This window comes from Bosea vestrisii, from assembly GCF_030144325.1.
GTDB classification, from domain to species: Bacteria; Pseudomonadota; Alphaproteobacteria; order Rhizobiales; family Beijerinckiaceae; genus Allobosea; species Allobosea vestrisii_A.
Genome location: NZ_CP126307.1, coordinates 2,583,822 through 2,607,421 on the forward strand (window position 1 = coordinate 2,583,822; position 23,600 = coordinate 2,607,421).

At 66.6% G+C, this 23,600-nt stretch carries 22 protein-coding genes, 1 tRNA gene and 1 pseudogene; 11 read left to right on the forward strand and 13 right to left on the reverse strand.

All coding sequences use genetic code 11. The features are described 5' to 3' along the window. Nucleotide 1: 1 nt before the first annotated feature. Nucleotides 2-1,123, reverse strand: coding sequence for an ROK family protein (locus QO058_RS12840; protein ID WP_284172420.1), 1,122 nt, complete (start codon nt 1,121-1,123; stop codon nt 2-4). A 183-nt stretch (nt 1,124-1,306) separates the two neighbouring features. Here QO058_RS12840 and QO058_RS12845 point away from each other — a divergent pair. The 4 genes and pseudogenes from QO058_RS12845 to QO058_RS12860 all read left to right on the forward strand — a co-directional run bounded on the left by QO058_RS12845 (nt 1,307) and on the right by QO058_RS12860 (nt 4,943). Further along, nucleotides 1,307-1,786: pseudogene (locus QO058_RS12845) on the forward strand (DUF2938 domain-containing protein). Nucleotides 1,787-1,825: 39 nt separating this feature from the next. Next, the gene (locus QO058_RS12850) at nt 1,826-3,061 is read left to right on the forward strand and encodes a metal-dependent hydrolase family protein (RefSeq protein ID WP_284172421.1); all 1,236 of its coding nucleotides are present in this window, start codon (nt 1,826-1,828) and stop codon (nt 3,059-3,061) included. Between the two features lie 264 nt (nt 3,062-3,325). Then, nucleotides 3,326-4,129 carry a hypothetical protein gene (locus QO058_RS12855; protein WP_284172422.1) on the forward strand — a complete coding sequence of 268 codons (804 nt, stop codon included), beginning with the start codon at nt 3,326-3,328 and terminating at the stop codon, nt 4,127-4,129. An 88-nt stretch (nt 4,130-4,217) separates the two neighbouring features. Next, nucleotides 4,218-4,943, forward strand: a complete 726-nt coding sequence (locus tag QO058_RS12860) for a polyamine aminopropyltransferase (protein WP_284172423.1) — start codon at nt 4,218-4,220, stop codon at nt 4,941-4,943. Nucleotides 4,944-5,044: 101 nt separating this feature from the next. On the opposite strand, the gene QO058_RS12865 is transcribed toward QO058_RS12860, so the two are convergent. After that, nucleotides 5,045-5,788: an aspartate/glutamate racemase family protein gene (locus tag QO058_RS12865; RefSeq protein WP_284172424.1), complete on the reverse strand. Its 744-nt coding sequence runs from the start codon at nt 5,786-5,788 to the stop codon at nt 5,045-5,047. Nucleotides 5,789-6,001: 213 nt separating this feature from the next. Here QO058_RS12865 and QO058_RS12870 point away from each other — a divergent pair, with 213 nt between their 5' ends. Beyond that, nucleotides 6,002-6,190: a DUF3008 family protein gene (locus QO058_RS12870; protein WP_284172425.1), complete on the forward strand. Its 189-nt coding sequence runs from the start codon at nt 6,002-6,004 to the stop codon at nt 6,188-6,190. 20 nt (nt 6,191-6,210) lie between these two features. On the opposite strand, the gene QO058_RS12875 is transcribed toward QO058_RS12870, so the two are convergent. Then, nucleotides 6,211-6,750 (reverse strand): GNAT family N-acetyltransferase, encoded by a 540-nt coding sequence (locus QO058_RS12875; protein ID WP_284172426.1) that lies wholly within the window; start codon nt 6,748-6,750, stop codon nt 6,211-6,213. 61 nt (nt 6,751-6,811) lie between these two features. Next, nucleotides 6,812-6,888: transfer RNA gene (locus QO058_RS12880), tRNA-Arg, on the reverse strand. 94 nt (nt 6,889-6,982) lie between these two features. Here QO058_RS12880 and QO058_RS12885 point away from each other — a divergent pair. The 3 genes from QO058_RS12885 (at nt 6,983) to QO058_RS12895 (ending at nt 10,176) form a co-directional block, all read left to right on the forward strand. Continuing rightward, the gene (locus tag QO058_RS12885) at nt 6,983-7,750 is read left to right on the forward strand and encodes a hypothetical protein (protein WP_284172427.1); all 768 of its coding nucleotides are present in this window, start codon (nt 6,983-6,985) and stop codon (nt 7,748-7,750) included. A gap of 6 nt (nt 7,751-7,756) precedes the next feature. Next, nucleotides 7,757-9,232, forward strand: coding sequence for a M48 family metalloprotease (locus QO058_RS12890; protein WP_284172428.1), 1,476 nt, complete (start codon nt 7,757-7,759; stop codon nt 9,230-9,232). Nucleotides 9,233-9,306: 74 nt separating this feature from the next. Beyond that, nucleotides 9,307-10,176, forward strand: coding sequence for a dienelactone hydrolase family protein (locus QO058_RS12895; RefSeq protein ID WP_284172429.1), 870 nt, complete (start codon nt 9,307-9,309; stop codon nt 10,174-10,176). Between the two features lie 62 nt (nt 10,177-10,238). Here the strand turns inward: QO058_RS12895 and QO058_RS12900 are convergent, their stop codons facing one another. From QO058_RS12900 to QO058_RS12920, 5 genes are all read right to left on the reverse strand, one after another. Next, nucleotides 10,239-10,835 carry a CarD family transcriptional regulator gene (locus QO058_RS12900; RefSeq protein ID WP_284172430.1) on the reverse strand — a complete coding sequence of 199 codons (597 nt, stop codon included), beginning with the start codon at nt 10,833-10,835 and terminating at the stop codon, nt 10,239-10,241. 395 nt (nt 10,836-11,230) lie between these two features. Beyond that, nucleotides 11,231-11,566, reverse strand: a complete 336-nt coding sequence (gene fdxA / locus QO058_RS12905) for a ferredoxin FdxA (RefSeq protein ID WP_284172431.1) — start codon at nt 11,564-11,566, stop codon at nt 11,231-11,233. 159 nt (nt 11,567-11,725) lie between these two features. Further along, entirely contained in the window at nt 11,726-12,037 is a 312-nt protein-coding gene (locus QO058_RS12910) for an RNA-binding S4 domain-containing protein (RefSeq protein ID WP_284172432.1), read from the reverse strand. A gap of 23 nt (nt 12,038-12,060) precedes the next feature. Next, nucleotides 12,061-15,396, reverse strand: a complete 3,336-nt coding sequence (locus tag QO058_RS12915; protein ID WP_284172881.1) for a helicase-related protein — start codon at nt 15,394-15,396, stop codon at nt 12,061-12,063. 309 nt (nt 15,397-15,705) lie between these two features. After that, nucleotides 15,706-16,596: an alpha/beta fold hydrolase gene (locus QO058_RS12920; protein WP_284172433.1), complete on the reverse strand. Its 891-nt coding sequence runs from the start codon at nt 16,594-16,596 to the stop codon at nt 15,706-15,708. Between the two features lie 190 nt (nt 16,597-16,786). Here QO058_RS12920 and QO058_RS12925 point away from each other — a divergent pair, with 190 nt between their 5' ends. Both QO058_RS12925 and QO058_RS12930 read left to right on the forward strand, forming a co-directional pair. Next, nucleotides 16,787-17,971, forward strand: coding sequence for a hypothetical protein (locus tag QO058_RS12925; protein WP_284172434.1), 1,185 nt, complete (start codon nt 16,787-16,789; stop codon nt 17,969-17,971). After that, nucleotides 17,968-18,639 carry a hypothetical protein gene (locus tag QO058_RS12930; RefSeq protein ID WP_284172435.1) on the forward strand — a complete coding sequence of 224 codons (672 nt, stop codon included), beginning with the start codon at nt 17,968-17,970 and terminating at the stop codon, nt 18,637-18,639. Before QO058_RS12925 ends, QO058_RS12930 begins: the two co-directional genes overlap by 4 nt. A 2-nt stretch (nt 18,640-18,641) precedes the next feature. Here the strand turns inward: QO058_RS12930 and QO058_RS12935 are convergent, their stop codons facing one another. Beyond that, nucleotides 18,642-19,472, reverse strand: a complete 831-nt coding sequence (locus QO058_RS12935) for a DUF3108 domain-containing protein (protein WP_284172436.1) — start codon at nt 19,470-19,472, stop codon at nt 18,642-18,644. Between the two features lie 253 nt (nt 19,473-19,725). Here QO058_RS12935 and rpmB point away from each other — a divergent pair, with 253 nt between their 5' ends. Continuing rightward, nucleotides 19,726-20,013, forward strand: a complete 288-nt coding sequence (gene rpmB / locus QO058_RS12940) for a 50S ribosomal protein L28 (protein ID WP_284172437.1) — start codon at nt 19,726-19,728, stop codon at nt 20,011-20,013. Between the two features lie 53 nt (nt 20,014-20,066). On the opposite strand, the gene QO058_RS12945 is transcribed toward rpmB, so the two are convergent. From QO058_RS12945 to QO058_RS12955, 3 genes are all read right to left on the reverse strand, one after another. Then, the gene (locus QO058_RS12945; protein WP_284172438.1) at nt 20,067-21,086 is read right to left on the reverse strand and encodes an esterase-like activity of phytase family protein; all 1,020 of its coding nucleotides are present in this window, start codon (nt 21,084-21,086) and stop codon (nt 20,067-20,069) included. Between the two features lie 171 nt (nt 21,087-21,257). Beyond that, nucleotides 21,258-23,156 carry a cobaltochelatase subunit CobT gene (gene cobT / locus QO058_RS12950; RefSeq protein ID WP_284172439.1) on the reverse strand — a complete coding sequence of 633 codons (1,899 nt, stop codon included), beginning with the start codon at nt 23,154-23,156 and terminating at the stop codon, nt 21,258-21,260. After that, nucleotides 23,153-23,593 (reverse strand): GNAT family N-acetyltransferase, encoded by a 441-nt coding sequence (locus tag QO058_RS12955; protein WP_284172440.1) that lies wholly within the window; start codon nt 23,591-23,593, stop codon nt 23,153-23,155. Before QO058_RS12955 ends, cobT begins: the two co-directional genes overlap by 4 nt. Nucleotides 23,594-23,600 lie beyond the last annotated feature (7 nt).

The window sequence follows — 23,600 nt, forward strand, 5'->3', positions numbered from 1 at the left end:
CTCAGTCCTTCTTGTCGTTGCCGTCCTTCGGCTTGTCTTTGTCTTTTTCTTTGTCCCGGCCTTTCGGCTTGGCGCGGTTGTGGAAACTCGCATTTCCCAGGCCGGTGCCGATCGTCAGCACCGCCCAGTGCTCGACATCCTGCATGAAAGGCAGTTCGCTCAGGCCCTGGACGACGGCATCATTGTGCATGGTGACGACGGTCTCGTGCTCGCCGATCTCCGGCGCCATCTCTCGAATGCTCTCGACCAGGTTGAACCGGCTGCTCGACCAGTTGCCGGGCAGGTTCTGCGCGCCACGATCGATCGCACCGTCCGGCTCGATCAGGCCAGGGCAGCCGACACCGATGAAAGGCGCGACCCGCAGGCCCTCCTTTTCGGCGTGCCCGATCTGCTCGCGCAGCATCTTGCCGAGCCGCTTCACGGCCTCCTCGCGGCTCGTCTCCTCATCGGCATGACGCCAGAGCTCGGTTTCCCAGACGCGGGCCTTGCTCAGATCGGGCGCCTTGTCCTGGCGCAGCTCGACGATACCGGCACGGATGTTGGAGCCGCCGATATCGACCGCGACCAGGCTGTCATAGGCTTCGAAGATCCATTTCGGCGCGAGATGGGCACTGCCGACGAGCCCGGCCTCGTCCGAGTGATGGCGCACCGGGACCAGCTCGATCGTGAAACCTTCGGTCTGCAGGATGATGCCGGCTCGCGCGATCGCCAGTTCGCCGATCCGGCTCTGCCGGAAGCCGCCGCCGACGACGATACGCTCGACCGGGCTCCAGGCCTTCTGGCGCAGGAAACGGCGGATCACGAAAGCGAGCGACTGGGCGAAGCGCTCGACCGCCGAGAGCACCAGCGCCGCCTCACGGGCCGTTCCCTCAATAATGAGCTTGTCGAGCTCCGACTTGCTCGGTGTCTTGCCGGCCTCTGCCAGCGGATCCTCTCCCGCCTCGGCAAGATGGCCGCGCAGTTCGGCGAGATGGTCCATGAAGGCGCCGCGGCTCGCCTTGTCGCCAAGGAAGCCGTCGCCATCGCGGATCTCGAGATTGTAGCTCGTCACGACCGCCGAGGGCAGCTCCTCCGCCCCATGCGGTCCGTTCGCGCTCGTCTTGCTCGCCGTCGCCACTGCCATCGCACCACCCCGCCTTGAAAGCACCCGTGGAGAACGAGCAAGGCCCCCTGGCGGTTCCTGCGCCGCACCGCCGCATGGCCCGCTTGCGCTACGGGCAGGCAAATTCAACCTGCTGGCGATTGACCGCGCCTAGCCGTTTCGCCTCCATAGCTCCAAGGTCGGTTCGCGGCCGGGGGGACAGATATGCTGGAAGTGATCAGCCGCTCGCTCGTGATCGGCATCGGCGCAACTGCGCTGCTCGACCTCTGGGCGCTGTTCCTCAATCGCGCCCTCGGCATGCCGCTGGCGAACTGGGCTGCGGTCGGGCGCTGGTTCGCCTATCTGCCGCGCGGCCGCTTCGCGCACGATACCATCGCCGAGACACCGCCGGTGCAGGGCTAGCTCGCCATCGGCTGGATCATGCACTACCTCATCGGTGTCCTCTTCGCTGCGATCGTGCTGCTGCTCTGGGGCCTGGACTGGGCTCGCTACCCGACGCTGCTTCCGGCCCTGATCGTCGGTGTCGTCACCGTCGGCTGCGGCTGGTTCATCCTGCAGCCCGGAATGGGCTTCGGCCTCGCCGCCAGCAAGCGGCCCAATGCCAGCCAGGTCAGGCTGATCGGCCTGATCAACCACATCGTTTTCGGCTTCGGGCTCTGGCTCACGGCGTTCCTGACCCGCTGAACCCCAATGATGAAAATTTCATACGCAAGGATCTGACCGATGGCCGCGACCCTGTTTCACAATGCCCGCATCGTCGACGGCACTGCGCCCGAGCGCGCAGCGCCGGTCTCCGTCCTGGTCGAAGGCGGGCTGATCCGCGAGGTCGGCAAGACCGTTCGCTCCGACAAGGCCAGGGCGATCGACCTCAAGGGCCGCACGCTGATGCCCGGGCTGATCGACGCGCATGTCCACGTCATCGCCGGCCTGGCCGATCTCGGCCGCAATGCCGCCCTGCCCGATTCGCTGGTCACCGTGCGCTCGCTGGTGATCATGCGCGAGATGCTGCTGCGCGGCTTCACCACGGTGCGCGATGTCGGCGGCGCAGATTTCGGCCTGAAGCAGGCGACTGAGGAGAACGATTTTCCGACGCCGCGCCTCGTCATCTCGGGCAAGGCGCTCAGCCAGACCGGCGGCCATGCCGATTTCCGCGGACGCTATGAGGACAGGCTGGCGCCGACGACGCGCCATCGCCTCGGCGCGCTCGGCCGCATCTGCGATGGCGAGGCCGAGGTTCGCCGTGCCGCCCGCGAGGAGCTCAAGGGCGGCGCCGACTTCATCAAGATCATGGCCAATGGCGGCTGCGCCTCGCCGACCGACCCGATCCATTTCCTCGGCTTCTCCGTCGGCGAGCTCGAGGCGGTGGTCGAGGAGGCCCGCATGGCCGGAACCTACGTCTCCGCCCATGTCTACACTGACGAGGCGATCCGCCGCTGCGTCGAAGCTGGCGTCCATTCGCTGGAGCATTGCAACCTGATCCAGGCCGAGACCGCCAAGCTCGCGGCCAAGAACGGCGCCGTCGCCGTGCCGACCCTCGTCACCTATGACAAGCTCGCCAGCGAAGGTGGCAAGCTCGGCTTCCCGCCCGATTCCGTCGCCAAGGTCGAATATGTCCGCGCCGCCGGTATGGAATCGCTCGCGATCATGAAGAAGGCCGGGCTCGCCATGGCCTATGGCAGCGACCTGCTCGGCGAGATGCATCGCCACCAGTCCGAGGAATTCGTCATCCGTGGCCGGGCCCTGCCTGCGCATGAGGTGATCGGCGCTGCCACCCATGTCGCGGCCAAGCTGCTGAAGCTCGACGGCAAGATCGGTGCGGTCGTGCCCGGCGCCCATGCCGACCTGATCGTCGTCGATGGCGATCCGCTCAAGGATCTGGCGCTTCTGACCCGCCAGGGCCGGCACATGCCTGTCATCATGAAGGGCGGCGCCTTCATCAAGCGCGTCCGGCTGGACTGACGCGCGACAAAATTTACTCAACCAATGGTGTTCCTGCGGCAACAGAACATTAAAAAACGGTAATGCTCATTAAAGCGGCTCGAAAGACCGGATTGCCAAGGCTATGGCTCTTTTTGTCCTTGAGGCGAACAGTATGTCACGAGATCTGATCGGGGGCCGCCGCGGATGAGACTGAGAGCATTCCTCGCTCCGATGCGCCGCACCGAAACTTCGGGCGGCGCACCAGCCACGGCCCGAGCTTCGCTCCAGTCCAGACACGTCATAATGGGCGTCATCTGTTGGACCCTCCTGCTCGTCGGCGGCAGTGCCGTCATCCTCGAACGCTACTGGATTCATCCGCTTCGTGCTCAATTGAAGGGTATCCAGATTGCTGCCTACGGCAATGCCCAGCGCATCAATGGGCTGGAGAATGTGCAAACGACCTCCCCGCTGATGTTCCGCAGTGGCCGGGACGCAACCGCTTTGACACAGATCGAGCAGTGCGTCGCCAAGCAGGTCGCCGGCGTGAAGGCGCGCTATGAAGCGATCCACGACGGCTACTTGAGCTGCTCGGTGCCACTGGCCTCGTTCTTCGATCGCTTCCGCCTGACGTTCTCCGAGGCCGAGAGGTTCGCGGTCTTCGTCACATTGTTGAGTTCGCGGCTCGGCAGCTACGGCCCGAGCGAATCGACCGCTCCTGAACAGATCGCCAAGGACGACGTACTCAACTGTACTCAGACGATGATCTTCGTGGCCCGCACGATCAAGCGTTTCTACCCCGAAGCCCAGGTACGCGAGATCGGCATCAGCAATCAGGCCATGGGCGAACACGGCTTCGTCGAGATGTCGAACGGTGACCGCTCCATGCTGCTTGATGGCCTGGTCGGGCTCGTCGCCGACATCTCATTGGACGAAGCGACCGCCGGCAAACGGCCGCCGCCGTTCCTGATGCTCGAGTTCTTTCCGGAGACCAACGCCAACCTGCGCGCACTCTCGGAGAACTTCATGCGGACCCTGCGTCTCGGCGGCTTGAGCCGAGCCGATATCCACTTCGATCAGCAGGTGGCCGCGGCCCCCTTACGTGGTTGACCGCCGGTCGAAGGCGACGTCTTCACCTGACTGATTCACGAAGAATCTCTCTCTCCTTCCTTGAAATACTCATCCCGAACGCCGACCGATGAAACCCTGGGCACAATTGGACATTGCCTCTATCCCCGGCGGCGGCACGCTCAAGCTCATGCGCCGCGGCGAGGACGAGTTCTCGATCACGCTCGGGCATAACGAGCTGATGAACTCGCGCCTCAAGGGCTCGGAGGAGGCGCTGGCGACGCTCGCCATCGACAGGATAGGCAAACGTCCAAAGCCTCGCCTGCTGATCGGCGGGCTCGGCATGGGCTTCACGCTCCGGGCCGCACTCGCCGCCCTGCCCGCGGATGCCGAGATCGTCGTCGCCGAGTTGATCCCGGCCGTCATCGCCTGGGCGCGCGGGCCCCTCGCCCCGATCTTCGCCGGCTGCCTCGACGACCCCCGCGTCAGCGTGCAGGAAGCCGACGTCGCCACTGCCATCCGCGAGACACCAGGAAGCTACGACGCGATCTTGCTGGACGTCGACAACGGGCCGGATGGGCTGATGGTCGAGGCCAATGACCGGCTCTATGACTCGGCCGGGCTGGCCTATGCGAAAGCGTCCTTAAGATCCGGCGGCGTGCTCGCTGTCTGGTCGGCGGGGCCTGACCGCAGCTTCACCCAGCGCCTGCGTCAGGCCGGCTTCGCGGTCGAGGAGAAGACGGTGCGCGCCCGTGCCGGAAGCGGCGGCGCCAAGCATGTGATCTGGCTGGCCGACGCGGCAGGTGCTGCTTCGACTACGCGACCTGCGCAGCAATCGTCGAAGCGGCGCCGCTAGAGCATTTCCGCGTTTCTACGTAGTCGCAGAAATGCTTCAGGCTCCTGTTTTATGGCATTTTTCTTCACGCGAACCGGTACCCACATTCGCTCGAAAATACTCTAGCGCTCGCCCAGCAGGCGCGCCAAGCCAGCCGAGAGCCCGACATTCGGCACCGCCGCCGGCAGAGCGAGATCACCGTGGACCGGCTTCGGCAGCGGATTGCGTGCCGCTTCCAGCACGGCGGCGAAGCCGGCTTGCGTCGCGCAGATCACGGGAACGCCGACCCGAGGCTGGACCCGCGCCGCGAGCCCGGCAAGGCCGGCCCCACCCAGGATCACGGCCTTCGCCCCATCGCGCTCGACCGTCCGCCGGCAGGCCTCGGCCAGCAGCGCTATCGAGCCATCGGGATCAGCGGCGATGTCGCCGCCGGTCGGCGCCACCGTTTCGACGGCGGCCAGCCTGCCCTCCAGCCCGAGCGCAGCGACAAATTCGGTCAGGATCGCGCCCCAGCGCTCGCCGCCAGTGACGATGGAAAAGCGCCCGCCCTGCAAAGCCGCCTGTCGGCAGGCAGCCTCCGCCATACCGACAACCGGCACGCCGGCGATCTCCTTTAGCGCCATCAGTCCAGGGTCGCCGAAGCAGGCGAGGTAGACCGCGTCGCAATCGGCGCCGTGCTCGGCAAACGCGTCGAGCGCTGCATGGCCGGCAATGGCACCGGCGCTACGGCTCGAGATGTAGCGCGCCCCGAAGCGGCCGGTCGCCGGCTTCAGCATCACGCCGGCGGGGACCGATGGCGCCAGCACGCGCAGGACCAGCTCGGTCATCTCGGGGCTGGTATTCGGATTGAGGACGAGGATGCGCAAGATGAATCCGACAGGCGAGAATTGACCGGCCCTGAGAGTTTCCGTCTCCGGGCCGCGCCTGCGAGCTTTGCCGTGCCGGCCCCTCCGCGGCAAGGGCGAGCGCCCCACATCTTTCGCATCATCGCCACGCGAAGACAGGCGGCTGCCTGTCGGGAACCACCGCAATGCGCCGGGGTTGCACACTCAACCGGATCTCACATCGGGAGATGGACGATGCCAGCCAAATCGAAGGCACAACAGAAGGCGGCCGGAGCCGCACTCGCCGCCAAGCGCGGGGACATCCCCAAGAGCGAGCTCAAGGGCGCCTCGAAATCCATGGCCAAGTCGATGACCGAGAAGGAACTCGACGAGCTGGCCTCGACCAAGCGCAAGGGCAAGCCGGAACACGTGGCGAAGCGTTGAGCGAAGGTGCCGGCGCCTCTCTATGAGGCGCGCCCGGTTCCGGCACCACGATACCGGTAGACCAGATCCTCGGGATCTGTCCTCGCGGCGCCGGCGTCGCGTTGAGCACCGAGCCGCTCCGCCACAGCGATCGAGCGCTTGTTGCGCGGATCGACATAGCTGACCAGCGTCTCGAGACCGAGCTGATCGAATGCCCAGTCGCGCAGGGCAGCAGCCGCTTCGCTCGCATAGCCCTGCCTCTCATACCCGGCATAGATCAGCCAGCCCAGCTCCTTCTCGGGAAAGAGCGGTCCGTGATTGATGCCGACCTGCCCGATGCAGACCCCGCCGGGCAGATCGATCATCAGGGCGCCGTGGCCGAACAATGCCCACACCGCCACGTCATGGCAGAACACCCCCCAGGCGCCGCGCTGATCATAGGGGCCGCCCATATACTGTGCCCGCGACGAGCCCAGGAAATCGGCATAATCTGAAAAATCGGCCATGACCGGCGCCCGCAGGATCAGGCGTTCGGTCCGAATCGTTGGGGGTACAGGCGTGGGCAAGATCGATCTCGACATCGGCGGGGTCGGTCCCATCGGTCAGTCGGGTTACCGGCGCCTGTGGCAGAATGAGGAAAACTGGCGTCCCGGAAGGGATTCGAACCCCTGACCTACGGTTTAGGAAACCGTTGCTCTATCCTGCTGAGCTACCGGGACGCACGGTCTTGCGTTTAGCATAAAGCCGATGCGGGTGAAGCCTTCCTTTGCAGTGATCGTACCAGCCCTTGCCATCATGGCGGCGCCAGCCGTCATGGCCCAGGCAGTTGGTGACGCTTGCGTGATACCGGACAGTGCCGAGTTGGTCCGCCTGGCCGGTCTCGATCGGCATGGCGACCTGTTGCTCGCGGACGGCCGGACCGTCAGGCTCGCCGGGCTTGCGCCACGGCAGGGCGATGCCGAGCGCGAGCGCTTCGCCGCGCAGCTGACGCGCTGGCACGGACAGCCCTTCCGATTGGCGCCGCTCGGCGGTGCGGATCGCTGGGGCCGCCTTCCGGCCCGCCTGCTCGCAGCCGACGGTGCCGCCGATACGCTCGGCGGCCAGCCCGACCTGACCGCCGCCCTCCTCACCGAACGCATCGCCTTGCGCCTGCCCGAACCGGGCCTCGCAGCCTGCAATGAGATCTGGCGCAAGGCCGAGCCGCAGCAGCGGGTGGCGGTTAAGCCGGGCAGCCCGCCGCTGGCGGCCGCGCAGGGCGATTTCGCCGCACTGGCGCTGCCCGTCGTCGACGGTCATGATGCTGCCGCGATGAAAGCGCAGGCGGGCCGGATCGTCGTGGTCGAGGGGCGTATCGCTGCCGTGGGAGAGCGGGCGCAGCGAACCTATCTCAATTTCGAGCGGCGCCGCGGCGCGGGCGGCAGCATTGTCCTGTCGCGCGTGCTGTGGCGTGAATTGCAGCGCAGCGGCTGGACCGCCGCGACGCTGACGGGTAAACGCGTGCGCATACGCGGTGTGGTCGAGGGGCGCGACGGCCTCCTGATCGAAGCCGAGACGCGCAGCGCACTGGAATTGATCGACTAGGGGCAGATGCGGAGACTTCAGCGCCATCGTCAGCCGTTTCGGGGGCGTCTGGCCGCCGCGGTGCTGCCGGCCCTGTTGCTGGCGGCCTGCTTTGGCGACCAGAATTCCGTCCTGGCGCCGCTCAACCAGCCCGGCGGCGAGCCGGCGCCGAGAGTTGCCAGCCTGCAGCGCGGCACCGACCGCGAGCACCAGCGCCTGCTCTCGGCCTTCGGCGGCGAATACCGCGCACCACAGGTCAAGGCCGTACTGGAAGAGATCATTGTCCGTCTCGCCAAGGCCGGCGAGGGCCAGATCGGCACCTATGAGGTGACGATCCTGAACTCGCCGATCGTCAACGCCTTCGCCTTGCCGACCGGACGGCTCTACGTCACACGCGGCCTGCTCGCCCTGGCGAACGACTCGTCCGAGATCGCCTCGGTGATGGCGCATGAGATCGCCCATGTCACCGCACGCCACGCCGTCGAGCGCGCCGAGATGGAGGCGGAATCGGCGCTGGTCAGCCAGGTCGTAGCGCAGGTGCTGAACGACCCGACGACCGGGGCGGCAGTGCAGCAGAGCTCGAAGCTCTCGCTCGCCCGCTTCTCGCGGCAGCAGGAGCTGACCGCCGACCAGATCAGTGTGCGCAACATCGCCCGTGCCGGTTACGACCCCTATGGCGCCGGCCGCTTCCTGGTTTCGCTCGGCCGCAATACGAGCTTCCGCGCCGGCCGCCAGGGCGGTGGCGACAAGAAGCTTGATATCCTGTCGAGCCATCCCTCGACACCGGAACGCGTCGCCGCCGTCACCAACGGCGCCCGCCAGATCGGCGCGCCCGGCATCGGCGAGCGCGAGGCCTCACGTTGGCTCGCCGCAATCGACGGCATCGCCTTCGGCGACGATCCGGCCGACGGCGTGGTCCGCGGCCGTCGCTATCTCAACAGCGCGCTGCGCATCGCCTTTACCGCGCCTGATGGCTTCGAGCTCGAGGCCGCCCGCGAAATGGTGGTCGGCGTCAGCAATGACGGCACGCAGGCGCTGCGCTTCGATTCGGTCGCCCTCAAGGCCGGACAGACCCTCGAATCCTATGTCGCTTCCGGCTGGATTGACGGCGTCGCCACCGCCGAAGTCCAGTCGCTCACGGTCGGCGAGCTGCCGGCAGCGGTGACCTCGGGCAAGGGCGCCGACTGGACTTTCCGTCTCGCCGCAGTTCAGGCTGGGCAGCGCGTCTATCGCTTCATCCTCGCCGCCAAGGGCCAGAACGACCCTGAGCGCGCCATGCGTGCTTTGCTCGACAGCTTCCGCAATCTGAGCGCCAGCGACGCGCAATCGGTCAGCCCGCTGCGAATCAGGCTCGTCACCGCCAGCGCCGGCGACACCCCCGTCAGCCTCGCTGAGCGCATGGCCTCGACCGACCGGCCGCTCGAGCAGTTCTTGACCCTGAACGGGCTGGAGCGCAGCGGCAAGCTGACGCCTGGCCAGCGTTACAAGATCGTGAGCGAATAGCACGCCTCGCGCCTCTGACCGGCCCTCCCGCCCTGTGCTAGCCTGCCGACATTCGTCAGGATAGGGAGGCAGCCATGGCGCTCGATCGCCGCATCGTCGAACTCTACGACGAGTACACCCACAAGCCGCTCGACCGGCGCAGCTTCATGAACCGGCTGATTGCCATTGCCGGCTCCGCGGCGGCGGCCGAGGCCGCGCTCTCGCTCCTGGAGCCGAACTATGCCCAGGCCCAGCAGGTCACGGCGGACGATGCCCGCATCGAGGGCAGGCGCATCGACGAGACCATCGGCGGCGTGAGGCTCAAGGGCTATCTCGTCACGCCGAAGACCCAAGGTAGGCGCGGCGGTGTCCTGGTCATCCACGAGAACCGCGGCCTGAACCCACATACCGAGGACGTCACTCGCCGCGCGGCGCTGGCCGGCTTCAGCGCGCTCGGGATCGATTTCCTCACCCCGCTCGGCGGTACGCCGGCCGATGCCGACGCGGCACGTGCGCTGTTCCCGCAACTCAAATCGGAGGACGTCGTCGCACAGGGCCGTGCCGCTCTCGCATTTCTCAAGGCGCGGTCGGACGCGACCGGCAAGGTCGGCGCCGTCGGCTTCTGCTGGGGTGGTGGCACGGTCAACGACCTCGCCGTCAACGCGCCGGAGCTCAATGCCGGCGTCGTCTTCTACGGCCGCTCTCCCGACCTCGCCAAAGTACCGCAGATCAAGGCGCGACTGCTGATCCAGCACGCCGGGCGCGACACCCGCCTGGTCGAAGGGCTCCCCGCCTATGAGGCGGCGCTGAAAGCGGCCGGCGTCAATTACCAGGCGATCGTCTACCCGGATGTCGACCATGCCTTCCTGAACGACACCAGCGCCGAGCGCTACAACGCCGCTGCGGCCAAGCTCGCCTGGGAGCGGACGGTAGCCTTCCTGGCGGCTGAAACCGGCGCAGCCTGAAACAAAAAAGCCCGGCGGAGCGATCCGCCGGGCTTGTGTAGCTGGTTCTGGAAAAGGCGCCCTCAGGCAGCCTCCTCCTGAATATCTTCCTCGCCCTCTTCGGCTTCGGCAGCCTCGGCGGCCTCACCCTTGCCGGCGCGGCGCGGCGACTTGGCGAGCTGGCCCTCGATCTTCTTCAGCGCTTCGGTCTCGGTGATCTCCTCGACCACCGCGATCTCACGGGTCATCCGGTCGATCGCCGCCTCGTAGAGTTGGCGCTCGGAATAGGACTGCTCCGGCTGAGCCTCGGAACGATAGAGATCGCGCACGACCTCGGCGATGGCGACGAGATCGCCCGAATTGATCTTGGCCTCATACTCCTGGGCCCGGCGCGACCACATGGTGCGCTTGACCCGGGCGCGGCCGGTCAGCGTCGCCAGCGCCTTGCCGACGATCTCGGCATCGGCGAGCTTGCGCAGGCCAACGCTCGCCGCCTTGGCGGTGGGCACGCGAAGAGTCATCTTGTCCTTGGCGAAGCTGACGACGAAAAGCTCGAGCTTGAAGCCCGCGACTTCCTGCTCATCGATCGCCGTGATCTGACCGACGCCATGGGACGGGTAGACGACGAACTCGCCCGTCTTGAAGCCATGGCGCACAACAGCCTTCTTCGCAGTGGACATGCCGTTTCGACTCCTGATAACTCTCCGCGGGACGCGGAGACGCGACTTTCAGCCGCTGACCGGGATGGCCGGCGGCTCTCTGCCTGACACGTCGGGAACGACCTTCTGGTCTTCTTTCCCCGGCGCAACACGCTCCCTCAGTCGATTGTTTCTTGCGAACCACCAGACACGAAGACAGCGACACGCCGGGCATTCTGACCGGTGGTGCGTTGCTGCCGTCTCAGGGGGTGCCCCGTTTGTGTGACCTCGCAGGGGCAGGCGGAACGAACTCGACTGTGACGTGTGGATACCACAAAAATCGCGCCGAATCAAAGGTAAACGGAATGCAAACACCGCCGGGCCGCGTTGCGGCCGGCCATGGTTAACTACGATCGCCCTGTGACGAAGGGTAAGCTTCAGTCGCCCTCGCCGGGTTCCGGCGACAAAAGCTCGAGCTTGCCCGGTACGCCGTCGAACTCCTTGGCGTCGGCGGGCGAATCCTTTTTCTGCGTGATATTGGGCCAGCTCGCCGCAAACTTCGCATTAAGCTGCAGCCAGCTGTCGAGACCGGGCTCGGTGTCGGGCTTGATCGCCTCGGCCGGGCATTCCGGCTCGCAGACGCCGCAGTCGATGCACTCGTCCGGATGGATGACGAGGAAGTTCTCGCCTTCATAGAAGCAGTCGACCGGACAGACCTCGACGCAGTCCATGTACTTGCACTTGATGCAGTTCTCGGTGACCACATAGGTCATGACGCTGTCCTTCCGATCGGCCGGCGCTTTTTAGAGCCGGTCGAGAGAATGTTTCAAGGCCCTGTCACGACCGGAAACGAGATCGAACTTCTATCGAAACCAGCGTTTCAAGAAGATTTTTCGCGGGCGTGCCAGCGCTCGCCACATCTGTCACGCGCTCTATCCCGCAGGCTCGTCGGGCGCAAGCGGCGCATCGCCGCGCTCGGGGCCGCTCAGCACCTCGTACAGCGTCTGCGCCTGCTCATAGGAGCCACGCCGGGCAGCAAATGCGATCACACGCACCACCAGCGTCGCATGCGGCAAAGCGAGTGTCAGCACGTCGCCGAGCTTGAGGCCGAGCGCCGGATTGTCGACCCGCTTACTTGCAACCCGCACATGCCCGTCCTCCACCAGCCGCACGGCGGAGGGCCGCGTCCGCGCGAAGCGCGCGAACCAGAGCCATTTGTCGAGGCGTTGCCGATCGTCCCGCAAGCAGATCCCGTACCTCTAAGATATCAGCTCTTGCGCCCGTCATTGCCCTCGAGCTGGGCCTTCAAGGCCAGGAGCTTGGCGAAGGGCGAGTCCGGGTCCGGCTGACGCTCGGCCGGGCGCGGCCGGGCCGGCTGCTGGAAGCGCTGGTCTTTGCCGCCGCGCTCGTCGCGACGCGGACCACCGCCAGGGCGACCGCCATCGCGCTTGAACTCCGGCCGCGGACCGCGCTCTGGACGTCCGTCGCGGCCCTGTGAAGCGTTGCGACCGGCTGCCTCCTGCGCTGCGGGCTTGACTTCGCCACCGCCAGCCGGGCGCGGCCCGTTCCAGCCGCCCTCGCGCCAGCGATTGCGGTTCGGGCGCTGACCACCCGGCTTACCCTCGCCGCCTTCGGCAGGAGCAGCCTCGGCGCCGGCACGTCGATCCGGCCGCCGGCCGCGCTGGCCTTGCTCGGGACGCCGACCGCCCTGGTGGCGATGCGGTCGCCAGATCTCGATCAGTTCCGGCTCGGCGGGTACAGCCGCTTCGACAGGTGCAGCAGGTTCGGCCGTCGCTGCCTCGGCTTCGGCTTGCGACGTGGCCTCCGTCGCCGGCTCGTCGCTCGGCAGCACCAGCGTCGACATCGCATCGGCAGGCACCGGCTCAGCCTGGCTGATCGGCTCTTCCTCGATTACGGGGACGGCAGCGACTTCCGCGTCGGTCGGAACCGGAACATCAGGCGTTTCGCTCGCCGGCGCCGCACTGTGGGCGCTTTCGGTCGCGACCTCGCTATCGGACGAGGTAGCTTCGTTTAACGCTTCGACCTGCTCGATCGCCGAGGCGGTGTCGGCAGCGGGCGCCTCAGCTTCCGGCGCAGCAGCGGCAACAGGCTGCGGCGCGACGGCGAGCGCCGCGGTGATCGCAGGGCCGGGCCGCTTCTGCGAGACGTAGCCGAGCGAGCGCAGGATCGAGGCGAAATCCTCGCCGGCGCAGCCGACGAGCGACGTCATCGCCCCGGTGGCGACAAACCCGTCCTGATCGGCAGCGCCCGCCGGGGGCTGGCCAAGCGTCAGGCCCGGACGATAGGCGATCGCGGGCCGGATCAGGTCCGCCAGCCGCTCCAGGATATCGACGCGCACCGCCCGCTCGCCGCAGACGCGGTAGCCGGCAGCACGGTAGAGCCCCTTGGGCACGTCCTTGTTGGCGGGGAACGAAGTCCGTCCCGACGAGGCGAGATGGGAGATGTCGTCGAGCCCGGCCGCCTCGGGGTTACCATGTTTCAGGGCCCAGAGCTGGGCCGCAAGCGCCCGCGGCGCCGGCTTCAGCAACGCCGGGACATAAAGATGGAAGGCGCCGAAGCGGATGCCGAGCTGGCGCAGCGCCGCACGACCTTCCTGGTCGAGCGTCTTCATCTCCTCGGCAACCTTGGCGCGCTCGAGCACGCCGAGCGCCTCGGCCGTCTGATAGGCGATGCCGCGGGCAATGCCGGCGGCGCTCTCGGCATTCTCCAGGATCTGGAGCGGGCCGAGCAGCTTGGTGATGTGGTGCTTCAGCCAGGCGGCCAGCCGGGTCTCGATCTGCTCGCGGGCCTGTGCCGGCAGGTGATCGTCGACCATCAGGCGCAGGCGCGGCTCCAGTACCTTCTCGCCGGCAGTCAGGCGCGCCACGGGCTCGCCGATCCAGCGCACCAGCCCATCATGCGAGAGCACGAAAGCATCGTCGCCGGCCAACACGACGCGCGAGGCGCGTGCCTCCAGCTCGCCAGCCAGCGCTTTCAGCGCCGCAGCATTCAGAGCCTTCGCTTCCGGCCCACCCGCCTTCGGGTCGGCCGTGAAACGGAAGCCCTGCAGCAATCCGACATGCTGACCCTCGACCAGGACATCGCCAGTCGCGGTGACTTCAGCCTCCAACATTGCATTCTCCCGCAGGCGACGCATCAACACGCTCGTACGCCGATCAACGAATCGGCTGGCAAGCCGTTCGTGCAAAGCGTCCGACAGCCTGTCCTCTACAAGACGCGCCACCCCCTGCCAATGCTCTGGATAGAGCAACCAGTCCGGCCGGTTGGCAACATAGGTCCAGGTCCGGACCTGGGAGATGCGGGCCGAGAGGGTGTCGATCTCGCCATCGACGCGGTCGAGGGCGGCCAATTGGCCGGCATACCAGTCCGGATCGAGCCGGCCATGGCGCATCAGGCGCAGATACAATGTCGTCGCCAGCTCGGCATGCTGCATCGGTGCGATCTTACGGTAATCGGGCAGGCCACAGACCTCCCAGAGCCGCGTCACGGCCGGTTTGCCCTGCGCCAATCGCGCGATGTCCTGATCGCGTGCCAGGATTTCCAGCGTCGTCATATCCTCGGCGATCAGGGCGCGAGTCAGCCCCGGCTCCTGCGGCTGGATGTTGAGGCTGTCGATGAGGCCGGCGATCGAACGCAGATCGAGATCGGAATTGCGCCATTGCATCTGCCGGACCGATTCGAAGCGGTGGTCCTCGATCGCCTGGACCAGCTCCTGCTCGAAGGGGGGCGAGCGCCCGGTCGTGCCGAAGGTGCCGTCACGCAGATGCCGTCCGGCGCGGCCGGCGATCTGCCCGAACTCGGCCGGGTTGAGCTTGCGATAGTGATGGCCGTCGAACTTGCTGTCCCCGGCGAAGGCAATGTGGTCGACATCGAGATTGAGCCCCATGCCGATCGCGTCGGTGGCGACGAGATAGTCGACATCGCCCGACTGGTAGATCTCGACCTGGGCATTTCGCGTGCGCGGCGAGAGCGCGCCGAGCACCACCGCCGCCCCACCTTTCTGCCGGCGGATCAGTTCCGCGATCGCATACACCTCCTCGGCCGAGAAGGCGACGATCGCCGAGCGCCGCGGCAGGCGGGTGATCTTGCGGTCGCCGGCGAAGGAGAGGTTCGACAAGCGCGGACGCGAGACGACATTGACGCCGGGGATGAGCTGCTCGACCAGCGGCCTCATCGTGCCGGCCCCGATCAGCATCGTCTCCTCGCGGCCGCGATGATTGAGCAGGCGATCGGCGAAGACGTGGCCGCGGTCGAGATCGGCTGCGAGCTGGATCTCGTCGATCGCGACGAAATCGACGGCGAGGTCACGCGGCATCGCCTCGACCGTGCAGACCCAGAACCTCGGCCGCTCCGGCTTGATCTTCTCCTCGCCCGTGATCAGCGCGACTGCCTCCGGGCCGACCTTGTCGACGACGCGCTGATAGACCTCGCGCGCCAGCAGGCGCAGGGGCAGGCCAATCATGCCGGTCGGATGCGCCACCATCCGCTCGATGGCGAGATGGGTCTTGCCAGTATTGGTCGGGCCGAGCACCGCCGTGACACCGCGGGCGCGGAGCGAAGGCGGAAGGGAACGAGGTTGGATCAAGACGCTGGAGCTTTCCTGCAGTCTGGGCGGCCGCGAGCCCTATCGAGTCGGGTGGCCTGAAAGCGACCCGCTCCGTGAACAGAACGAGTCCGGAACGAAGCGGGGGCGAATCGCTGACTCCCACAGAATCAGGTTTCGTTCACGGCGAGATATTGCGGCAAGCGATTCAAAAACCACAAGATTTTGAATCGCCTTCATTGTCCATCCTTCGCCGACTTGCGCGCGCGAGGGCCGCTTTCGCTCATGTAGGGCGTTCTGGCGACAGAACGAGGGGCAAGACGACGATTGCCGCAGGCAGGCGTCCGGTCAGTCCCCGAAGACCTCGCTCAGGACCTGCGCTGCCTCGTCCGGCGCCTCGACATGGACGAAATGGCCAGCGTCCTCGCAGAAGGTCACCTCCACATCGTCGAAATAGTGCGACAGGAAGGTCGTCCACTCCGATTTCAGGATCGGATCGTGCCGGCCCCAATGCACCCGGGTGCGCTGATGGATCGGCACGGACGGCGCCGGATGACCGTCGATCGCGGCGATCCGCGCCGCGTTCTGGCTGCGGTACCAGTCGAATCCCCCACGCAGATTGCCGGGTTTCATGAAGTTCTCGACCCAAAGGTCGAAGACCGGCGCGAAAGCATCCTTGCGATGGCACCAATGCGTCAGGAAATGCCCGAGATAGAGGGCGCAGGCCTCGCGGCTCGAACCGATCAGCTGCTCCGCCAGCGGCAATTGCTGGAAGGACTGGTACCAGATCTCGTTGACATGGCCGTCGCGGACCCAGGCCGAGCCGACGCTCGGCGTCGGGCAGTTGAAGAACAGCAGCTTCTCGACCCGCTGCGGATGGCGCCGCGCCAGCCCTTGCGCGACATAGGCGCCGACATCGTGGCCGACGACGCCGACCGGGCCGGCACCGATCGCTTCCAGCAACGCCGCCATGTCGTCGGCATGGGCGTTGGCGCCGACATCGCTGCGCGGCGTGGGTGATTTCCCGCTGTCGCCGAAGCCGCGCAGATCAGGCGCGATCAATCGGAATTCGCCATGCAGCCGGTTCATCAGCGGCAGCCAGCTCATCCAGAATTCCGGCCAGCCATGCAGCAGCAGCACCGCCGGCCCGTCGCCGACCTCGGCGACATGCAAGACGGTGTCGCGCACGACGACCTGGCGATGCCTGAGGCCGGGCGGCAAGGCGAAATCGCTGGACATGGCGGCTCCGGAGGCGAATCGCCGGAAAGGCTATCCCCTCACCCAGACCTCCCGCAATTCGTCGGATGGCGGAGGCCCCATGCAGTGCAGGTCGGATGGCGGCTGAAGCGCGATCGGGGATAGCGGGCGATCTTATCCCCGGCGGTTCCGGCGGCCTCAGAATAGCGCGCTCCAAACCAGGGAGCACGTCATGCCGGACCATCCGCATCATTCAGCCAGTGACAGCGCGCGCTGGCGCGAGATCGTACTTCTGCGCCGCAGGCTCGTCTCGCTGAAGGCACAGACGCGGCTGCTCCGGCACGAACTCGCCCGCAAGTACAATCCTGACCAGCCGCGCGTGCCGGCCGGCGATGCCGGTGGTGGGCAATGGACCAGCGGCGGAGGCGGCGGCAATCCGACGCTGACGGGAACCGACTGGCTGGGCGATCTCGGCAGCGCCCTGTCGACCGCGCTGAGTTTCAGTGACGTCGTCGCCGATACCAGCGGCGATGAGAGCTGGGCCTTCTATCAGGACGCCACCCGCCCCGATGGCTCGCTGGCCGAGCGCGCCGTGGTCAATCGCGACGGCTCGACCATCCAGTCCGAGTTCGCCGAGCCTGGGCGCCAGAGCAACTGGGAGGAGCGCCACACCATAACCCTGCCCGAGGGCGGCAAGACCACCTTCGAGACTTCCGAACGCACCCAGACGATCCGCGATGGTGGCCCCGATGGCGAAGTCCTGTCGCGCTCGACCTGGACCGAGCGCGGGCCAGAGCGGGAGGCGACGGTTCAGCAGGCGTTTGCGCCACCCAATCCAGCAGGTGTGGCCGTCGCGGGTGCCGTCCTATTCGGCTGGCTTTCACCCGGCGACGACATCGACGGCCCGCGAACCGTCATGGGCTTCGTGCCGCGCGACTATCAGTCGAGCAAGCCTGGGCAGATGGACCTCGCCTTCGTTGGGAATTTGACGACAGAGGAAGCAAAGAATGCTTGCCATATGCTCGGCAAGGTCCAGGAACTAACGGATCGCGCCGCCGATGCAGCTGGTGATCCGAGGCAGTTTTCATCCATGGCGACCTATGGCACCGACGTTCACGTTCGCTTCAAGAATTTCGTTAACGATCTCAACGACATAAACTTTCGAGCTGAGCGATCGTTTTTAAAGGAAGCCGCCGAGCCAACCAGCAGCGAGGAACGCGCTGCTGGCTACCCTCGCTCTGTACGCACCGATGCCTACGAGTACCGCCCCGAAGACGGAACGCTTTGCGTGTATGATCTCAAAGCCGGCCGGCGAGGGCTTTCTGTCCCCCGCTCCGATATCCTCGCGACCGCGGCCTATCTCGGCATGAGCAAGGTCCGCCGCGTCATCCTGCTCGAAGTCAGGCCCCGCAGATGACGACAAAGAAGCAGATCAATCGGCTGCTGGGCGAATTGGCAGCGCGCAATCCGGACCTTGCCCAATCCGAACGCTTCGTCGTCATCAAGCCGCTCCGGCATGTGCTGCGGTCGATCTCGATCGACCGCGGCATCGAGGCCGACAGCCCACAATTCCTATGCTCGATAGGTCATTTCTTCAGCCCTACGGCGCATCGTCAGGGTATCACTCTCGATCGTATCTTCCTGCCGCGCGGCGCGCCGCACCGGTGGTCCGAGCCCGGCATGCCCGCTGCCTTTTTCGAGGCCTGCGAGACGCAAATCCTGCCGAAGCTGCGCAGCGTCAACACGATCGAGGACATGCTTCGGTTCAGACAAGGTTCGAGCGAGTTCAACGCGGCCATGGAGTGGGTCATCCATAGGATCCACTTCGCGGCAGCCTATGGCCGATTCGATCGCGCCTTGCGTCGTTTCGAGCATATCAAGCACTGGGATCGGTCCCGCATGTCGTGGCGCCGGCCCCAATTCGAGCATGTCGCGGACGAACTCGTGCCGTTGATGCGGGCGGATGACCGCGAGGCTGTCATCCGCCTTCTTCATCGCTGGGAAGAGGATCGCGTCCGCCGCTTCGGCCTGGAAGCGATCTACGAACCCACGCCCTTCCCGCTCGAACTCGCTGCCGGCGCCTGACCTCAGTTCCGCGTCGCCGTCGCCGTGACGCCCGGATCGACCTTGAAGCTCGAGGCCTCGATCACCGCAGTGCCGATCATCGTCTTCACCGAGATGCGTACCGGCAGCATCATGTTGGTGCCGGCGACGGGCGCGAGCCAGGTCGAGATTTCCTTGTTCTCGGCCATGAACTTGGTCGAGGGCCGCAAGGAGCGGTGGCCGGCAATCGGCACATAGCGCGCCTGGCAGACCGAGACCGGGCCGCTATAGCCATCGATCTTGATCTCACGGGTGCCGGAGTAGCTCAGCTTGATGTCGTAACGCGCCGCGCCGTCGAAGATCGCCAGCGTGCGGTTGCAGGCGGCCGCGCCACTGCCACGGCCCGAGACCTCGACCGGCATCAGGAAGGCGCTGAGCGGGTCCATGATGTTGCGCTGGTGCTCGTCCTTGAGCGGGACGCGATCGGGCTTGGCGTCGATCGGCGGCTCGATCGCCAGCGCCTGCACGGCGTTGCGGTCGAGCGCCATGCGCACGGTGCGGCTTTCGCTGGAATTGGCCGAGGAGACGGCGAAGGTCGCCGGCGAGAGCCTGCTGCCGTTGAGATTGCCGGTCGCGGCGCCCGAGCCGCGCCCGCCCGTGAAGCTGCCGACGAGCCCGGTCAGCTTGGCATTGACGTCGAGCTTATAGCTGGCGCCGTCGATACCACCGGACAGATTGGCCTTGCCGAGCGACAGGCCGAGCAGCGTGACGTCATAGATCGCGTCGAGCGAGGCTGCCCGCGCAGCCGGCACCGACAAGGCGAGCATCAGCGCTGCGAGGCAGGCGCTGCTGGCGAACGGCGGAGAGAGCTTCATCGGGAGGCTCCGGGCGCGACTGATGCTCGTCGCATGCACTGGGATTCGGTCCGAATCGTGACTGGCTTTGCGCCAGCTTGGCGGGATAATGGTTACCGAGATGTTTCCGGCGGCAATCTGCGCTCTCGCCTTGACGGGCCGCTAGCCGGCGGCTATAGACCCGCCACTTCAATTTGACTTCCGGTGCTTGCCTGCCGGCACGTCGCGTGTCGGCATTTCGCGTTGAGCATTCGGAGATTTTGGGAACACGATCATGGCCCGCCGTTGCGAACTGACCGGGAAAGCCACCCAGACCGGCCACCTCGTCAGCCACTCGAACCGCAAGACCAAGACGGTCTTCCGGCCGAACCTGGTCAACGTCACGCTGCAGTCGGATGCGCTCGGCCGCTCCGTGCGCCTGCGCGTCTCGGCGAACGCGCTGCGTACCGTCGATCACCGCGGCGGCCTCGACGCCTTCCTCGTCAAGGCTCCGGCCGGTGAGCTCTCGCCGGGCGCACTGATCCTGAAGCGTGACATCGAGAAGAAGCTCGCCGCCAACTGAGCGGGCTTTCCCCTCGGGATTGAACGAAGCGGCCGCAAGGCCGCTTTTTTCGTTTATTGCGCCAGCTCGAACTCCAGCAGCACCGTGCGCTGCAGGAAGGTCGAGAAATTATTGTCCGAGATCAGGGTGACGATCGTCCGCCCATTTTCCTGATGGACCGCCATCCCCTCCATATTGTCGATCTCCTGGCCGAGATCGGCCTCGATCACGATCGGCCCATCCAGCCTTGCTCCGGGCCGGATCGCGTCGCCAGTAATGCGGCGAATGCGCATGCCGACGCCGCGCAGCGGCTTGTACCAGCGCTCCAGCAGCAGCATGTCGCCGCCCGGCAGGAAGGCGAGATCGGTGATGTCATAGCCGTCGTGGCGGATCACCTGTAGCGTCCCCGGCTGGCGGCCGCCGATGATGAAGCCCGCCGTCGGCTCGTCCTCGCGGCCGGAGCGCTCCGAGATCGCGATCAGCGCCCCGGCCAGCGCATGGCCGGCCGGCAACACGCCGAGCGCCTCCAGCCCGCGATTGCCCGGCAGGCGCTTCAGCGTCAGCGGCGTCGGCACGAGCTGTGCCCGCGCCTCGACGCCATGGCGGGCGAAGTCGAAGCGCAGGATGTCATGGGCGCGCTCGACGCCGATGAAGGCGGTCCCGCCCTGGACGGCGAGCGATTCGGTGTCGTAATAGCGCGAGCGGTGCAGTGGCTTGCCGGACGCGCCGAGGATCGGCGCGAGCTCGGCCTCCTCCAGCCCGCTAAGCTTGCCAGCGCTGCGTGCGAGCCTGGCCGTCAGCCAGAAGCCGTTATCGGTGATGGCGACGAGCCGCGCTCCATCGGGCGAACGCCACAGCCCCGAGAAGCCGCCGAAGCGGGGATGACTGCCCGAAAGCTGCAGTCCGCCGCGGAAGATCAGCTGGCCGAAGCGGGTCTTCGCGGCATTGCCGGGCTCGAAGCTCGCGATCGGCCGTGCGGAGACGCTGACCGGGACGCGCGCCGGCTCAAGGCTCTGCGCCAGCGCAGGCAAGCTGAGAGCCGCCGCGCCGAGGCCGGCGATGACGCTGCGGCGCGTAGCAAGGGGAGGGGTCATGCGTAGGCTTGGTCGGAAAAGCGCGGGAGCCCTCTCCCGGGACGGGGGAGGGTTGGGAGGGGGCGACCGGAACGAAAACGATCAAAGGCCGAGCGAACCGGCCCCCTCTCCATCTCTCCCCCGTTCCGGGGGAGAGAGCCTGTCGCGGCTCCCTCGCTCACTGGAAAAGGTTCATTGCAGGCGGCGCGAGCCTCGCGAGCCCGATCCGGCGGCGGCATCCTCCTCGAACAATTCCGCCAGCTTCTCGGTCATCACGCCACCGAGCTCTTCGGCGTCAACGATGGTGACCGCCCGTCGATAATAGCGGGTGACGTCGTGGCCGATGCCGATCGCGATCAATTCGACCGGCGAGCGCGTCTCGATCTCGGCGATGATGTGGCGCAGATGCCGCTCGAGATAGCTGCCGGCATTGACCGAGAGCGTCGAATCGTCGACCGGCGCGCCATCCGAGATCACCATCAGGATCTTGCGCTGCTCCGGCCGGCCGAGCAGGCGCTTATGCGCCCAGTCGAGCGCTTCGCCGTCGATGTTCTCCTTGAGCAGCCCCTCGCGCATCATCAGCCCGAGATTCTTGCGCGCCCGACGCCACGGGGCATCGGCCGCCTTGTAGATGATGTGCCGGAGATCGTTGAGGCGACCCGGATTGGCCGGCTTGCCCGATTGCAGCCAACTCTCGCGCGACAGCCCGCCCTTCCAGGCGCGCGTCGTGAAGCCGAGCAGCTCGACCTTGACGCCGCAGCGCTCCAGCGTGCGCGCCAGGATGTCGGCGCAGGTTGCCGCCACCGTGATCGGCCGGCCGCGCATCGAGCCGGAATTGTCGATCAGCAGCGTCACCACGGTGTCGCGGAAATTCGTGTCCGATTCCTGCCGGAAGGAGAGCGGCTGGAACGGGTCAATGATGATGCGCGGCAGCCGCGAGGGGTCGAGCGCGCCCTCCTCCAGGTCGAACTGCCAGGAGCGGTTCTGCTGCGCCATCAGGCGGCGCTGCAGCCGGTTCGCCAGCCGCGCGACGACGCCCTGCAGATGCGCCAGCTGCTTGTCGAGATAGGCGCGCAGGCGCGTCAGCTCCTCGGCGTCGCAGAGCTCCTCGGCCGTGACGATCTCGTCGAATTTCTGGGTATAGGCCTTGTAGTCGGTCTGAGGCCGGTCGTTGGCCCTGCCGTCGCGTGGACGCGGCGCCTCGCCGGCCTCCTCGGCCTCGGAGTTCTCGTCTTCCTCGTCCCAGTCGCCGGCCGGCGCGTCGGCAGCCTCGGAAGCGCCCTCCTGCAATTCCTCGGCAGCGTCCTCGCTGGTCTCGGTCTCGGAGCGTTCGCCCTGGCTCTGCTGCTCGGCCTCGCCCTCTTCCTGCTGCTGTTCCTCGGAGGACTGGTCCTGATCGTCTTCGTCCTCGTCGGACTCGTCGCCTTGGCTCGATTGCTCGGCCATGTCGAGCGAGGCCAGCATGTCGCGCACGGTGCGGGCGAAACCGCGCTGGTCCTCGATCGTCTTGGCCAGCCGGTCGAGATCGCCGCCGGCCTTGGCCTCGATCTGCTCGCGCCAGAGCTCGACGAGCTTCTCGGCAGCCTTGGGCGGCTTCAAGCCGGTCAGGCGCTCGCGCACCATCAACGCCAGCGCGTCCTCGAGCGGCGCATCGGCGCGATCGGTGATCTCCTCATAGCGGCCGCCGCGATGATAGCGGTCCTCCAGCATCGCCGAGATATTGCTGGAAACACCGCTCATCCGGCGCGAGCCGACGCTCTCGACCCTGGCCTGCTCGACCGCGTCGAAGACGGCGCGGGCCGCATCACCCTCGGGCGCGGCGCGGCGATGGACCGCGGAATCGTGACAGGCGAGGCGCAGCGCCATCGAATCGGCGTGGCCGCGCAGGATCGCGACATCGTTCACGGTGAGCTTGCGCGGCGGCTCCGGCAGGCGGGCGCGCTCGCCGACCAGCGAAGGTTTGTCGGCCGCGAAGACGATCTCCATCTCCGGCTTGCGCGCGATCGCCTTCATCGCGCCGGAAACCGCGCGCTTCAGCGGCTCGGCCGGCGCTTCCTTCGGGGTCCCGGGCTTGCGGTTGGAGATGCTCATAGCGCCTTCATGAAGTGATGGAAGGTCTGGCCGGCGACCGGATAATCGTCCATGCGGCCGCATTCGCGATAGCCCATGCGGGGATAGAAGTCCGGCGCCTGAATGCTCATCGTGCCGAGATAGACGCCGCGTGCGCCGTAGTCGCGCGCCGCCTGCTCGGCCATGGCGAGCAGCGCCTCGCCATGGCCGGCGCCGCGATGGCCCTCGTCGATCCAGAACAGATCGACATAGAGCCACTGCCATTTGAGCTCGCCGACGAGGCCGCCAACCATGGTGCCGGCCTCATCGCGCAGGCTGAGTGCCAGCGGCTGCGCATTGCGCGGCCCGACCCTGGCCTCGTTATGGGCGGAGAGGCCGCGCACAACGATTTCTCGCGCCGCGGCAAAATCCGCCTCACGCTGGATCGTGGCCTGCTTGCTATCGGCGGCGCTGCTCACCGGCGTG

Excerpts from the sequence above, each read along its gene's own strand:
- QO058_RS12890 (WP_284172428.1), top strand. The coding sequence starts at position 7,757 with ATGCGGAGACTTCAGCGCCATCGTCAGCCGTTTCGGGGGCGTCTGGCC.
- QO058_RS12875 (WP_284172426.1), bottom strand. The coding sequence starts at position 6,750 with ATGTCGAGATCGATCTTGCCCACGCCTGTACCCCCAACGATTCGGACC.
- QO058_RS12855 (WP_284172422.1), top strand. The coding sequence starts at position 3,326 with ATGGGCGTCATCTGTTGGACCCTCCTGCTCGTCGGCGGCAGTGCCGTC.
- rpmB (WP_284172437.1), top strand. The coding sequence starts at position 19,726 with ATGGCCCGCCGTTGCGAACTGACCGGGAAAGCCACCCAGACCGGCCAC.
- QO058_RS12900 (WP_284172430.1), bottom strand. The coding sequence starts at position 10,835 with ATGTCCACTGCGAAGAAGGCTGTTGTGCGCCATGGCTTCAAGACGGGC.
- QO058_RS12840 (WP_284172420.1), bottom strand. The coding sequence starts at position 1,123 with ATGGCAGTGGCGACGGCGAGCAAGACGAGCGCGAACGGACCGCATGGG.
- QO058_RS12895 (WP_284172429.1), top strand. The coding sequence starts at position 9,307 with ATGGCGCTCGATCGCCGCATCGTCGAACTCTACGACGAGTACACCCAC.
- QO058_RS12870 (WP_284172425.1), top strand. The coding sequence starts at position 6,002 with ATGCCAGCCAAATCGAAGGCACAACAGAAGGCGGCCGGAGCCGCACTC.
- QO058_RS12945 (WP_284172438.1), bottom strand. The coding sequence starts at position 21,086 with ATGACCCCTCCCCTTGCTACGCGCCGCAGCGTCATCGCCGGCCTCGGC.
- fdxA (WP_284172431.1), bottom strand. The coding sequence starts at position 11,566 with ATGACCTATGTGGTCACCGAGAACTGCATCAAGTGCAAGTACATGGAC.
- QO058_RS12860 (WP_284172423.1), top strand. The coding sequence starts at position 4,218 with ATGAAACCCTGGGCACAATTGGACATTGCCTCTATCCCCGGCGGCGGC.
- QO058_RS12925 (WP_284172434.1), top strand. The coding sequence starts at position 16,787 with ATGCCGGACCATCCGCATCATTCAGCCAGTGACAGCGCGCGCTGGCGC.
- QO058_RS12885 (WP_284172427.1), top strand. The coding sequence starts at position 6,983 with ATGGCCCAGGCAGTTGGTGACGCTTGCGTGATACCGGACAGTGCCGAG.
- QO058_RS12850 (WP_284172421.1), top strand. The coding sequence starts at position 1,826 with ATGGCCGCGACCCTGTTTCACAATGCCCGCATCGTCGACGGCACTGCG.
- QO058_RS12920 (WP_284172433.1), bottom strand. The coding sequence starts at position 16,596 with ATGTCCAGCGATTTCGCCTTGCCGCCCGGCCTCAGGCATCGCCAGGTC.
- QO058_RS12930 (WP_284172435.1), top strand. The coding sequence starts at position 17,968 with ATGACGACAAAGAAGCAGATCAATCGGCTGCTGGGCGAATTGGCAGCG.
- QO058_RS12935 (WP_284172436.1), bottom strand. The coding sequence starts at position 19,472 with ATGAAGCTCTCTCCGCCGTTCGCCAGCAGCGCCTGCCTCGCAGCGCTG.
- cobT (WP_284172439.1), bottom strand. The coding sequence starts at position 23,156 with ATGAGCATCTCCAACCGCAAGCCCGGGACCCCGAAGGAAGCGCCGGCC.